We start from the raw sequence: 14,205 nt of genomic DNA, 5'->3' as shown, positions 1-14,205 counted from the left end.
CTAAAGTCATTTGAAAATGACTAAATAATCCGCCAGGTGCAACTGGTCTGCCCTCCTTGAATTGCACCCAACGGATTTAAAAATTATTTCTTAATTAACTTCTTACTCCAACTCTTTTGATCTGATTTGAAGTTCAGAATATAGATTCCTCTGCGAAGTTTACTCACGTCAATTACACTTTCATTTCCTTGAGGTTTATTCTGTAAAATCAAAGTTCCAGAGTTATCATAGATCGTGATCACTTTATTGTCTAAGTTTTCAGGAGATGAAACTTGAACATAGTTTGTTGTCGGATTCGGATAGACTGCAAAAACAGTTTCTTCTTCCTGAGGCTCTTCTGCAACATTCAAAGCCATTCTAGCCGTTGACGAAGATCCATAAGTTTCAATTTCATACAATGAATATCCGTAAGGAGCCAAAGCTTTTGCTGTACATAAAATGCGAAGATATCTTCCTGTTCCGCTTACGGCCAAATCATCCGTTCCGCCATCGCTTGCCGTTTGTGTATTGATAGTTTCATTTTCTGTGAAAACATTATCTGTAGAAAGCTGTACTTTGTACTGAGTTGCATAAGCAGCTTCCCATTTTAAAACTACTCTGTTAAGCGTATAATTGCTTCCTAAATCAACATAAATCCATTCGGTTGCATTGGCAAAAGAACTCGCCCATCTTGTACCTCCATCTCCATCTGTTGCTTGGTTTGCAGTAAAAGTCGGATTTTCTAATGTCGAAGCCGTTGCTGTTTTAGCCAAAGCTAAATTCACATTTGGAGTTTGTGTAGAGACTAAATTTAAAGCTCTCAGATTATCAAAATAATAGGTGTTTCCAGAATTGGTTCCCGGTTCAAACAAGAAAACAAAACGGTTGACATCATTATCTGGAGTCGAAGCGTCTGGCGTGCTTACATACGTAAAAGTAATCGTATGCCAAGCGTTACTTTGTTTTACCACTCCCTGATAAATACTGTGTCTTCCAACAGGATAATTGGACGGAACCGAAGCGCTGCTTTCTGCCTGCCAAGAAATAATAGATCCAACTGGAGCAGAAGTGTAAACATCCATTGCAAACTTTTTTGTTCCCGCTTTAAAATCACCAATGTTGTTTAAAGTCGTATTGAACGAGAAATTATCATACAACTCCGTTGATTTGCGAACGTATTTTCCAACATTCGAAGAAGTATTGATTCCGCTTGCATTTGGATTTGCTGTGTTTGCTGTATACGTTCCAATAGCATCTCTAAATGTAATATTGTGAATCGTTTGATAATCTTCATACACAACACCAGGCGTAAAAGTATCTGGAAGCTTAGTCGATCCAATTCTAATATTATCAAAATAATAGGTATCGCTTGTGTACGAACCCGAATTGAACAATAAAACCATTTGATTTACTGCCAGATTCGAAGTTCCTGCATCTGGACTTGAATTGTAATAGAAAGTTAATGTTTCCCATTGGTTTTGTTTGGTTGTAATGGCTACATAATTACTATTTCTTCCTGTCGGATAATTGGCTGGAAGCGAAGTCGCGCTATTTTCAAAATTCATGCTTACAACTGTACCAATTGGCGCCGTTGTATAAACATCAATCATAATTTTATTGGTTTGACTTTTGAATAATCCTGCATCTTCAATCGAAGTTTGTGTATTAAAGAAAAGCACATCATACTGTTCTGATGCATTTCGAACGTACTTCGCTACATTTGCAGATGAGTTAACAGCATTCGAACCCGGATTTGCCACAACAGAATACGTTCCTGTTGTAGTTCCTTTTATAATTTTATTTGCTCCATCATAATTTTGCAAAACATCTGTGGCAATAATCGGTTTCTCTGGCGCTGCTTTTGTTAGCAGATTATCAAAATAATACGTCGCTCCAGAATTAGAATTCGATTCAAAAAGAATCACAACATTATTAATCGCCAATGCGCTCGTATTTGGATCGATTACTTTTTCAAACTCAAATTCAATTGTTTCCCATTTGTTCTGAACTGTTGTAGTAGCTTTAAAACCGCTATGTCTTCCCGAAGGATAATTGGTTGCCGTCGTAACATTGCTGTTTTCTAACTGCATCGAAATTTTTGTTCCAACAGGAGCCGAAGTATAAATATCAAACGAAAGTCTTTTTCTTCCGTAAACATAATCGTTCGCGTTGGTAATGGTTACGTTTCTAATATTCAAAACATCATACAATTCACTAGAATTTCGAACATATTTTCCAACTAAAGCAGAAGTGTTAATTCCTGTAGCTGAAGGATTCGCAACAGCTTCTGTCAAAACTCCCGTTTTTACAGGATACAATACATTTCGATTACTCTGGAAATCTTCATGTATTTTTTCAACTGGCAATGCTGGCTCAGTTGTAACAGCCAGTTTGTAAGTATTGACATTACAGCCAGAAACTGTTGCAGCTACAGAAACATCTCCTCCAGAAGTTCCCCAATTTACAGTAATTGAATTTGTTCCCTGTCCTGATGCAATTGTTGCTCCCGCTGGAACAGTCCAGTTATAGGTCGCCCCCGCAATTGCATTTACAGAATAGGTTTTACTAGTTTCATTTTGGTAAACTTTGTTATCGCCACTTACCGCATATTTAAAACTCCCATCGTAAACCCGAACATAATCGACTTGTAATTTTGCTGGGAAATCACCCGGAACTGGCGCTACTCCCGCTCCATTTACACTGGTATAAGGTGTTCCTGCACTACCAACAGCAAGGTTTAAAATGATATAAAACTGACTATCGTTAAAAGGCCATCCGCCATTAACGGTCGTATTTGGAGTTGCGGTATGAAATAAAACATCATCAACAAACCATTTGATAAAATTTGGTCCCCATTCTACCGCATAAACATGAAAATCTGAAGATAAATCTGTTGGAGAACTGTAGCTTCTGCCTGTAAAATGATATCCGTTTCCATCATAATGGATCGTTCCGTCTACAGATTGCGGATTTCTGTGTTTGGCTTCCATAATATCAATTTCACCAGTATACGGCCAGTTCCCGTTTACAGGAAGCATCCAAAAAGCTGGCCATGCTCCCTGCCCATTAGATAACTTCATACGGGCTTCAACCCTGCCATATTTTAAAGAATACTTTCCTTCTGTAGTCAATTTTGAAGAAGCATAAGGCTGATCTGGAAATGAAGCATTCGGCTCATACTTTGCCTGAATGTTCAAATAGCTGTTTGCACCTTCTTTTACAATTGTCGCCTGATTCGGATCATAACGCTGTGCTTCGGCATTTCCAAATCCACAGAGCGACGGACAGCCATTTCCTGAGATGCTTTGCCATTTGGTCAAATCTACCGTAGTGCCATTAAATTCATCAGACCAGACCAATGTATTACATTGGGCTTGGGTTTTAAGAAATGGCAGCAGTAGAAATAAAACTGCCACGCAAAATTGTTTTAATAAATAGGAATTGCTTTTCGGTGGTCGGCCGAAAAAAAAGTCTTTTTGCTTCATTTTAAATAGGTTTTAGTTAGTAAATGTTATTTCTTCAATAAAAACCATTTAAAAAAAATAGTTTGTATTTTCCGACAATAACAAAGCAATATTAACTAAAAAATCAGGCAAGACTTACATTTTGGAGTACGGTTTGACTACGGTACTATCGAAGAAATGTAACAAATCATCGATGAAATGCATAAAATCACTTAAAATTTCACTTAAATGAAAAAAATTAAAAATTGAGAATAAATTCGGTGATGTTTGTATCTGATGGAAGTTGCAATTTTTTACGAATGCGATAACGGGTATCTTCAACACCACGAACAGAAATTCCTAAAAGCGGAGCAATTTCTTTTGTATTGAAGTTCATTCGCAAATACGCACACAATCGCATATCGCGCGGAGTCAATTCTGGGTAACTCGATTTTAGTCGCTGCATAAAATTATCATGCAATTGATTAAAGATTTCTTCAAATTCATTCCAATGTTTGTCTCCCTGCAATTCGTGGTCAATTAATTTATTGATTTTCGTCAACAGGCTAAAGTTTATATTCGGATCATTTTTCTTATCAATCTGTCCGATCAATTCTTTAATAGAAAGTAGAATTTCATTTAAATGAATCAAATTAACTGTATTTGAAGCTACTTTAGCATTTTTAAGATTTATCGTCGTTTCCAGATTCTCTCGCACAATAGCCATATTCTGTTGTTCGAACGTCAGTTTCTGTTCGTTAAGTTCCGCACGGCTTCGAAGCAATTCTCGTTCCTGATTCTCTATTAATTGATGGCGTTGACGCTCAGCAACAGATTTCTGATATCTCACAATTAAATAAATTACAATACTATAAAGCGTAAAATAAAATAAGTATGCCCAAAAAGTTCTGTACCAAGGCGGTAAAACTTCAAATCGAAAAACAGCTTCTTCGCTGACCACATCATACATATTTTTTGCCCTTACATGAAAAACATATTCGTTTTCAGGCAAATTGGTATATTCTTTTTCGGTCTGAAGACTATAATCTGACCATGTCGGCTCAAAACCTTCCAACCAATATTCGTATTTTGTTGCATCGGCATCTTCAAAACAAAGCGATGCAAAAGAAAAATGGAGCGCATTATTAGAATAAGACAATACAGTCGAAAGTTTATCATTTATTGATCCCGTTTTGTTTGGCAGCACATCATAACGGCTGGAATACAGCAGACTGTCTTTCGGAAAAATACATTTTACCTCAGAAATAACGGCTTTATATTTTGTTTGATATTTCTTGTTTTTAATGGCGCTATAATGAATTAAACCTTCTTGTGTACCAAAAAAAACATCACCGCTTTTTGTCGTCTGTATATTTTCAAATCCAGGAACATATAGGTATCGAAGTTTTCGAAAGGAAAGTTCTTCTGTCTTGAAACTTCCGTTTTTCTGTTTGCTCATTTTTCCTGTATTCTCACCAGAAATGTACCATATATTATCCTGCTGATCTGGTTTTAATAATCGGATATGATTTTCTAATCCCAAATATTTCTTGAAAACGGGATCTGGAATCATTTTTTTTGAATATACATCTTGTGTGTAAACGCCTTTTGTGGTTCCAAACAAAATCTGATTATCGATTTTAAAGGTATTCAAAAACAAACTCGACGGAAATCCATTTTTGTCATTATAAAACTGAATATCAGTAACCAAATCATATACTGCATTAAATTTCAATTTATAAATTCCTTTATAACCGTGCGCAATCCAAATGTTTCCCTGTTTATCAGTTTCCATAATTCTGCTGCTTTCTTCAAACCCTTTTATTCGATGCTGAAAAACCCACGAACCGTTTATTTGTTTTAGAAGGTACAATCCGGTATAACCGCCAACAAGAAGTAAATCAGGATGATTCGGGATTAGGATTCCTTGCCAAGCACCATCAATTTTGGCTAACGCTTTCGCGGAATTTCCACTGATTTCAAATATGCCATTTTTTTCAAATGCTAACAACGAATTGCCAAAAACTCCCACATTCCAAACATTTTCAGACATTCCAGAAACATACTGAAACGTTACATTTTCTCTTTTTCCGCTTTTATAAGCTTCCCAATCGAGCCAAAACACACCATTGTCTGTACCGATATACAATTTATTCTGATAAATCTGACTGCAGTAAATTTTGGTTTCAGAATTAGAACTATCTATAATTTTTGATAAAGGAGATGAAATCTGAATTAATGAAATTCCGCCTTTGAGTGTGACCCACAGATTGCCTTCCTTATCGATTTTAAAATTGGTCACATATTCGTTTTGAAGTCCCAATTGTTTGTCAATATGCTGAATCAAATGTCCTTCACTATCAATAACTATCAACCCCGATTGACGGGTTCCGATTCCTAAATAACCGTCCGAAAGTTCAATTCCTGCCGAAATCTGATTTTGTTTTAATAAAGGATCAACTTCGGTTATAAATGGTTTTATTTGATTTTGATTGAAAGTAAAAAGACCATTTTTTTGAGTTAAAACTAAAAGTCCATTTTTGGTTTGAAAAATCTTTCGAACCTGCAATCCAACAAACTGCTGGCTATTTTCAACTGGAATTAAATCATTTCCTTTCAGCTTTAATAATCCTTTTCCATTGCCTGTAACATAGATTTCTTTTCCCACTTCGAAGAAATCATCAAAAGAGGTTTTGGCATTAATTACCTTGATTGTATTGTTTTTGTAAATAAAAATCCTTTCGTAAGAGAAAAAAATAACTTCATTATTTCGAATGACCGTATGAAGTACATCCCCAAAATTTCGAGCCGATTTAGGAAGCAGTTTTACTAAAGAAGTATATTGATATTGCCCATTTGGAAGCTGAATCACAAACCCGAAATCACCTTGCGCACCCACATACATTTTATCGCTTTTATCAATTGTCATCGACCGCACCATGCTTCGGTTTTCTGGCTGTGTTACAATCGCCCAACGCACACCGTCGAATTGCATAACACCAAAATGATTGGCAAAAAACATCATGCCTTTGGAATCTTGCAAAACATCCCAATTTTCTGACGCAGCTTTATAGGTCTTCGGACTATAATTGGCTATAAAAGGAACACCAATCTTTTTAATTTGGGAATGGATAATTGGAGAAAATAATAGGAATAGAAGTAAAATTCTAGTTTTAAATTTCATCATTCTGTTTGTGTCTGTAGGTTAGTAAGTGACTTTGGGAAATCACTGCCTAAAAAAGACTCTTTGGGAAAAGCCATTTTCTAGGTAAAAAAACATTCCTTTTTAAATGTAGTAATAACAATTATTCAATATTACCAAACCAAAAAAGAGAATGTCGAAACTCAAATATATAAAAATTTATTTTAATGCAACAAATTACATTTTAATGAGAGAATTTGATAATTAGAAAATGTGGCAATTAGAGAATTTGATAATTAGAGAATGTGGTAATTAGAGAATGTGGTAATTAGAGAATGTGGTAATTTGATAATTGAACTATGACAAGGTTCAAAAAGATGTTATTCATTCCGTAGGAATGTCTGGTTGGTAGATTTTTTTAATTAGATTCGGAGGTACACGTTCCGTAGGAACGTTTGAATACGCAAATAAAATTCATTTCACAAAATAGGTGTCCCTACAGGACACTGTGCAAATGCGTTTTTATTTTTCTACCGACCAGATATTCCTAACGGAATATTTTTTTTATAAAATAAACCCGACAGGTTTAAAAACCTGTCGGGTTTATTTTAAAACTTGAAACTTGAAACAAAACAAACCTAAAACAAAAACTCAAAATCCCAGTTTCTCGCTTAGCTCCTTGTAAGTATAAAAAAGCTCTGCTCCTTCTTCTTCTAAATCATCATTATTGAAACCATTCGCAAAACCATAAACTTTAAATCCTCCCGAAATTCCGGCTTTAACGCCAGCTTTACTGTCCTCTAAAACAATGCATTCTTTTACCTCAAAACCCATTACTGCAGCAGCGTGAAGAAATATTCCTGGTTCGGGTTTCCAGCTCCCAATTTGATACGAACTGAATATTCTATCTTCGAATCTATCCAGCAATCCAGCCACTTCAAGATTCAAACGAATTTTATCTACTGGTCCGCTAGAGGCAACGCAATATGGAATTTTTAATTTTTCGATATTTCGGATAAAATCAACAATTCCTTCCATTGGTTTTACCTTAGTTTTAAAAGCTTCAAAACTCTTTTCGCGATATTCTGTTTCAAAATTTTCTGGAAGTTTCTGATCGATTGCTTCTTCAATATGTCTGAAACAATCTTTGAGATTTCGGCCATTGAAATAGCGATACGCATCTTCCAATTCCATTTCGAATCCGTGTTCTTGCGCCATTGACAACAATATTCCGTTACCGATTTTCTCAGTATCGACCAATACTCCGTCACAATCGAAAATTATGCATTTAACCATTTCTATTGATTTTCATTTATTTATAAATTCTCCTAAAGTCAAAATCAGGAAATGTAAATTACAAAAAATAATCTAGTTCTTTCATAAAGCTTTTCTGCTCATTTTCAAACTTCTGTACAGAATTACTCCTATTCTGTATTTTCAATTCCGTTTTGATTTGTACTTTTATAATCCTATCAAACCTAATTTTTGAAATATTAAAAAACGAAGAATTTTGAAAAAACATCTTTTTATCATAACCATTCTGACAGCCCATTTTACAGCTTTTTCTCAGAATAAAATCATCACAATTTCCAACTCTTTAAAAGTGGACAGAGAATTTGAAACCATCGAATTGACTAAAAAGTCCCTTGGATTAAATGCCGATTCGAGACTTGAAAACTATGCCGTAAAAGACATTAGCAGTAATACTTTCTTAGAAACTCAAACCGTAGATAATGATGGCGATGGAAATGCAGATGTTTTGCTTTTTCAGCCCAAAATCAAAGCTGCTTCTAAACAGGATTTTGAAGTATTAGTTGGAACAAATCCAAATGCTTCAAAAGTAGTTAGCTGCTACTCTCGATTTGTTCCAGAACGTACAGACGATTATGCTTGGGAAAACAACAAAGTAGCTTTTAGAACTTACGGGCCAGTGGCTCAAAAAATGGTTGAAGATAAAATTCCTGGAGGTACTCTAACCAGCGGAATCGATGCTTGGCTAAAAAGAGTAGATTATCCAATAATTAATAAATGGTACGAAAAAGCCACAAACGGAACCGGAACGTATCATAAAGATACTGGAGAAGGTCTGGATAACTTTCACGTAGGTGACAGCCGAGGTGTGGGTGGAATTGCCGTAAATGTAGATGGAAAATATTATTTCTCTAAAAATTTCATCAGATGGAAAACCATTACAACAGGGCCTATCAGAACGAGTTTTATTCTGACTTATGCCGATTGGGACGCAAAAGGCAATAAAATAACCGAATCAAAATTAATCAGTTTAGATTACGGAAGTCAGCTTTCTCGCTTTGAAATCAATATTACGGGAACCAAGCAAATTGCTACCGGATTAACGCTTCATGATAAAAAAGGAACAATCGGAACAAATGTAAAAGAAGGCTGGCTAAGTTATTGGGAGCCAATCGACGATTCTGAAATTGGTATTGGTCTTGTGGCTCCAAAAAATACTTTGCTTAGCTTTGACAATCATGTTACAGACGAAAAAGATCTAAGTAATCTGTACGGAAATATTGTGGTTAAGAACAATAAAGCCATTTATTATGTCGGTTTTGGGTGGAAAAAAGGAAGTCCGTTTCAAACTAAACAAGAATGGGAAAAATATTTAAGCTCTTTTGCGGAAAAGATTAATAATCCTTTGATTGTGAAGATTAAAAAGTGATTTTTTTTGCCACTAAGACTCTAAGAATCAAAGTTTTTGTTTTCTTAATTAAACATAGCCCGTGGTTGAAACCACGGGAAACGAATTGATATTACGCATTATTGTGTTCCCGTGGTTGAAACCACGGGCTATGATATCAAACCTATTTGTAATTGTGTAACAATACCTGACAGGTTTTAAAAACCTGTCAGGTATAACTCTAAACTTTACTTCCTAACAGGAAAATAATTCTCCTTCAAAATAATCTCCAACGGAATATAATGCGTTCGCTCCGTCTCTTCCTGTAGAACCAATTTCTTATACAAATAATTAATACCCATATAACCTTGATCTTCGGGTCTTTGATTGATTAAAAAATCAATTACGCCTTTATTTAAGTATTCAATGTTTTCTTTCAATAAATCAAAACCAATAATTCGAACACCTTTTATATTGTTTTTTTCTAAAAATTCGGCAACAATATACGCTCGGGAATTGGGTACAAAAACACTGTTTACACCAGAAAACATTTCTAAACTCAATTGATCGATTCCTGAATCTTTTAAGGTAAATTCAGAAAATTTAAAATTGGTCAATTCATCGTGGTCTTGAAAATACGAATAGAAACCTTTTATACGTTGCTGATACACAGAAGTACTTTCGATTTCTCTCGTAATCTTAAAAATTAAAACTTGTCGCTCATTTTTCACCGCAAAACTAATTAATCTTCCGGCCAAATAACCGCTCTGAAAAGCATCTTGCCCTACATAAGCATGTTCGTTTTCTTCAGAAATATTCGAATCAATCATCACAATCGGAATATTCTTTTTTTCATATTCCTTTAAAAACTGAACAGAATCTTCGTAAAAAATTGGTGCAAACAACAAACCATCGCAATCAAATTCCAATACTTTTTGAGCCGATTCTTTAAACGATGCCAAATTATAATCGTAGAAAAAATAATCCAATACGATTCCGAATTTACTGAATTCCAAAGCTGCTTTTTCTATTCCGTCCGTCTGACTTTTCCAATATTCTAAAGTTTCCGATTTTGGAAGGAAAACTGCAAAATGAAACTTTTTGTTCAGTGCTAGATTACTTGCCAAAATATTTCGGGTATAACCAAACTCTTCAATTATTGCATTAACCTTATCTACGGTCTCCTGTGCTACTTGTCCGCGTTTGTGTATAATCCTGTCGACGGTTCCGGCAGAAATATTAGCTAGTTCGGCAATTTTTTTAATTGTTATGATATTGATTCTTTTTAAGTTAAAAAAATAAAAGCAGTCGGTTAAAATTAATTTATTTTATTAAAAATAAGTTGTTTTACATCACTTTTTGCATACATTTGTAAAACACCGTGTGCGTACACGCAAATATACATATAACACTGAAAAATAAAAATAATAATCAATTAAAATGATACTAGACTCATTACAAAATGCACCAAAATACTACGGTCTGCATCCAAATTTCAAAAAAGCTTTTGATTATGTAAATCAGAATGACATTGCCAATCTTGAAGAAGGCGCTTTTGAAATTGGAGAAGGTTTAAAACTAATTGTAATTGTTGAACAAGGAAATACAAAAGAAGAAGCCATAAAAGGATTTGAATGTCATGATAAAAACATCGATATTCAAATTTCGATTAAAGGACCCGAAACTTTTGCATGGAAACCGAGAGAAAAATGCGTGAATCCGAATGGCGACTACAGCGATGAAAGAGACGTTAGATTTTTCCATGATGCACCAGATACTTTTTTTGAAATGCAGGAAAAACAATTCGCTATTCTGTTTCCAGAAGATGTTCATACCGCAATGATTGGCGAAGGAACACTGAAAAAAATCGTTATTAAAGTAAAAATATAAGTCATGAGCACTATTCAGAATTCGATTGATGTCATTGTAAAACAAGGAATGCTTCCATTGTATTTTAATGCAGACGAAAGCAAAAGCATCACGATTTTAAGAACACTTTATAACTCTGGAATTAGAGCAGTAGAATATACAAGCCGTGGTCCAGAAGCGCTTTCCAATTTCAAAAAAATGATTGAAGTAAGAAACGCGGAAATGCCAGGAATGCTTTTAGGAATTGGAACCATCAAAAATTTAGCGCAAGCAGAAACGTATCATTTAACAGGAGCTGACTTTTTTATAAGCCCAGGATTTGTTCCTGAAATTGCTTCGTTTTTAATTTCCAAAGAAGTTTTATACGCTCCAGGCTGCATGACTCCAACTGAAATTATCGCAGCCGAAAATGCAGGAGTAAAATTTATTAAACTTTTCCCTGGAAACATCTTAGGGCCAGATTTTATGAGTGCCATCAAAGATGTTTTTCCAAACTTAATTTTTATGCCAACTGGAGGCGTTGATACAACACGCGAAAGCATTGAAACTTGGTTTAACGCGGGTGTGTCTGCTGTGGGAATGGGAAGCAAATTAATTAGCAAAGAAGTAATGGAATATGGTGCTTACGAGACAATCGAAAAGGAAACCAAAAAGGTTTTGGATTTGATAGAAACAATCAAAAGTTAAATTCCAAATTTAAAAACCCAAATTCCAAACTCAATACGAACTGATGGGGCTAAATAAATCAAAAAAGTAAAAATTAATTATACAAAAATGTACTTTATTTCCAAATTGGAATTTGGAATTTAAAGTATTGAAAATTAGAAATTAAAATGGATTCAATATTTAATTTAAAAGGAAAAATTGCCTTAATAACAGGTGGTGCTGGAGTTCTAGGAAGCAGATTTGCAAATACCTTGGCACAACAAGGCGTAATTGTCGGAATCGTTTCGCAATCATTGGAAAAAGCCGAAAACACAGTAAAAGCAATCGAAGCAAACGGCGGACAAGGCTTTGCAGTTCAAGCGAATGTTTTAAATAAGGAAGAAATAGAAAAAGCCAAAGATTTTATTGTTGAAAAATACGGACGTCTTGATATTCTAATTAATGCCGCGGGCGGAAATATGCCGGGCGCAACGATTCAGCCTGATCAAGCGGTTTACGATATGAAAAGCGATGATCTGCAAAAAGTTATCGATTTGAATATTATCGGAACAATGCTTCCAACTCAGGTTTTTGCCGAACTTTTTGCGAAACAGAAATCAGGAAACATCATCAATATTTCATCGGCTTCGGCACAAAGACCTTTAACGAGAGTTGTGGGATATTCGGCTTCAAAAGCGGCAATCGACAATTTTACACAATGGATGGCGGTTGAATTGGCTCAAAAATATGGAGAAGGACTTCGTGTAAATGCTATTTCTCCTGGATTCTTTATTGGCGAACAAAACCGCGCTTTATTGCTAACTCCAGAAGGAAAGCTGACTCCGAGAGGCGAAAAAATTATCGATCATACGCCAATGGGAAGATTTGGAACTCCAGAAGATATTGACGGTGCGCTTTTATTTTTATGCAGCGATATGTCAAAATTCGTAACAGGAACTATCTTAAAAGTTGACGGCGGATTTGCTGCAACAAGCATTTAAAACTAACTCACAAAACAACATAATACAAAATGGAACAAACATTAAGATGGTTCGGGCCAAATGATCCTGTTTCTTTACAAGATATCAAACAAACTGGAGCAACCGGAATTGTAACGGCTTTACACCACATTCCAAATGGAGAAGTTTGGAGCATTGACGAAATCATTAAACGAAAAGTTGAAATTGAACACGAAAACGGTGATCCTAAAAAAGGCGCTTCTGGGTTAACTTGGTCGGTTGTAGAAAGCATTCCTGTTCACGAAGACATTAAAAAACAGACTGGAAATTATCTGCAATACATTGAAAATTATAAAGAAAGCATTCGCAATTTAGCTTTATGCGGTATTAAATGTGTTTGTTACAACTTTATGCCTGTTTTAGATTGGTCGAGAACAGATTTATCGTATACAGTGGAAGACGGATCAAAAGCTTTACGTTTTGACATTAATGCTTTTGCTGCTTTTGAATTGTTTATTTTAAAAAGACCAGGTGCAGAAAACGAATATTCTGAAGAACAAAAACAAAAAGCAAAAAGCTATTTTGAAACCATGACTGCCGAAGATAAAGTAAAATTACAACAGAACATTTTGGCTGGACTTCCTGGTGCCGAAGAAGCTTATTCTGTGGAAGATTTCTTGGTTACTTTAAGTGCTTATAATCATATTGACAGACAGGCTTTAAAGAATAATCTTTTCCACTTTTTAAAAGAAATTATTCCGGTTGCTGAAAGCAAAGGGGTTTTAATGGCCATTCATCCAGACGATCCTCCTTACCCAATTTTAGGTTTACCAAGAGTCGTAAGTACCGAAGAAGATTTGATGGAATTAATAAACGCCGCTCCTTCTCCATCAAACGGATTTACAATGTGTACAGGTTCTTACGGCGTTCGCGCTGATAATGATTTGCCTGGAATTGTGAGACGTCATGGCGATAAAATGAATTTTATCCATTTAAGAAGCACGCAGCGTGATGAAGAAGGAAGTTTTTACGAAGCAAATCACTTGGAAGGTGATGTTGATATGTACGAAGTTGTAAAAGCCATTTTGGAAGTTGAAAAAAGAAATAACAGTCAATTACCAATGCGTCCAGATCACGGACATCAAATGTTGGATGATTTGAAGAAAAAAACAAATCCGGGGTATTCTGCAATTGGCCGTTTAAGAGGTTTAGCAGAATTGCGAGGATTGGAATTAGGGATCAAACGATCTTTATAATTTGTTTGCCACGAAGGTGCTAAGACGTATTTTTTTTTTAAAAAGCCACAGATTAAAAGGATTAAAAAGATTTTTTTTTACGCAGATTTGACAAATTATAGCCGATTTTTTTTGAATAAATTATCTGCGTTTATCTGCTTAAATCTTTTTAAATCTGTGTGAAACAAAAAACTTTGCGTTTCAGCGACTTTGCGAGACTAAAAACACAAAGCTTTAAAAAATCTTAGCGTCTTAGAGCCTTCGTGGCAAAACAAAAAAACTAACTAACCACGAA

General features: G+C 35.1%; 9 protein-coding genes. 5 read left to right on the top strand and 4 right to left on the bottom strand.

What is annotated here, in order from left to right:
* Positions 1 to 83 precede the first annotated feature (83 nt).
* From AC3Y25_RS15740 to AC3Y25_RS15730, 3 genes are all read right to left on the bottom strand, one after another.
* Positions 84 to 3,395, bottom strand: a complete 3,312-nt coding sequence (locus AC3Y25_RS15740; RefSeq protein ID WP_489903379.1) for a family 16 glycosylhydrolase — start codon at positions 3,393 to 3,395, stop codon at positions 84 to 86.
* 286 nt (positions 3,396 to 3,681) lie between these two features.
* A complete protein-coding gene (locus tag AC3Y25_RS15735; RefSeq protein ID WP_489903378.1) occupies positions 3,682 to 6,609 on the bottom strand; it encodes a triple tyrosine motif-containing protein in 2,928 nt (975 codons plus the stop codon).
* Positions 6,610 to 7,215: 606 nt separating this feature from the next.
* Complete coding sequence (locus AC3Y25_RS15730; RefSeq protein ID WP_489903377.1) at positions 7,216 to 7,860, bottom strand: HAD family hydrolase; 645 nt, start codon at positions 7,858 to 7,860, stop codon at positions 7,216 to 7,218.
* Between the two features lie 214 nt (positions 7,861 to 8,074).
* Here AC3Y25_RS15730 and AC3Y25_RS15725 point away from each other — a divergent pair, with 214 nt between their 5' ends.
* Entirely contained in the window at positions 8,075 to 9,244 is a 1,170-nt protein-coding gene (locus AC3Y25_RS15725; protein ID WP_489903376.1) for a BT3233 family polysaccharide utilization protein, read from the top strand.
* Between the two features lie 206 nt (positions 9,245 to 9,450).
* On the opposite strand, the gene AC3Y25_RS15720 is transcribed toward AC3Y25_RS15725, so the two are convergent.
* Positions 9,451 to 10,458, bottom strand: a complete 1,008-nt coding sequence (locus AC3Y25_RS15720; protein WP_489903419.1) for a substrate-binding domain-containing protein — start codon at positions 10,456 to 10,458, stop codon at positions 9,451 to 9,453.
* Positions 10,459 to 10,642: 184 nt separating this feature from the next.
* Here AC3Y25_RS15720 and AC3Y25_RS15715 point away from each other — a divergent pair, with 184 nt between their 5' ends.
* The 4 genes from AC3Y25_RS15715 to uxuA all read left to right on the top strand — a co-directional run bounded on the left by AC3Y25_RS15715 (position 10,643) and on the right by uxuA (position 13,931).
* Positions 10,643 to 11,092, top strand: coding sequence for a NanQ anomerase/TabA/YiaL family protein (locus AC3Y25_RS15715; RefSeq protein WP_489903375.1), 450 nt, complete (start codon positions 10,643 to 10,645; stop codon positions 11,090 to 11,092).
* Positions 11,093 to 11,095: 3 nt separating this feature from the next.
* Positions 11,096 to 11,758, top strand: a complete 663-nt coding sequence (locus AC3Y25_RS15710) for a bifunctional 4-hydroxy-2-oxoglutarate aldolase/2-dehydro-3-deoxy-phosphogluconate aldolase (RefSeq protein ID WP_489903374.1) — start codon at positions 11,096 to 11,098, stop codon at positions 11,756 to 11,758.
* Between the two features lie 146 nt (positions 11,759 to 11,904).
* A complete protein-coding gene (locus tag AC3Y25_RS15705) occupies positions 11,905 to 12,717 on the top strand; it encodes an SDR family oxidoreductase (protein ID WP_427874243.1) in 813 nt (270 codons plus the stop codon).
* Positions 12,718 to 12,746: 29 nt separating this feature from the next.
* On the top strand, positions 12,747 to 13,931 hold the full coding sequence (gene uxuA / locus AC3Y25_RS15700) for a mannonate dehydratase (protein WP_489903373.1): 1,185 nt from the start codon (positions 12,747 to 12,749) through the stop codon (positions 13,929 to 13,931).
* Positions 13,932 to 14,205 lie beyond the last annotated feature (274 nt).

The sequence above is a fragment of the Flavobacterium sp. LK-23 genome, from assembly GCF_058135255.1.
The sequence above is the reverse complement of the archived record's forward strand: the minus strand, read 5'-3'. Positions and strand labels throughout refer to the sequence as shown.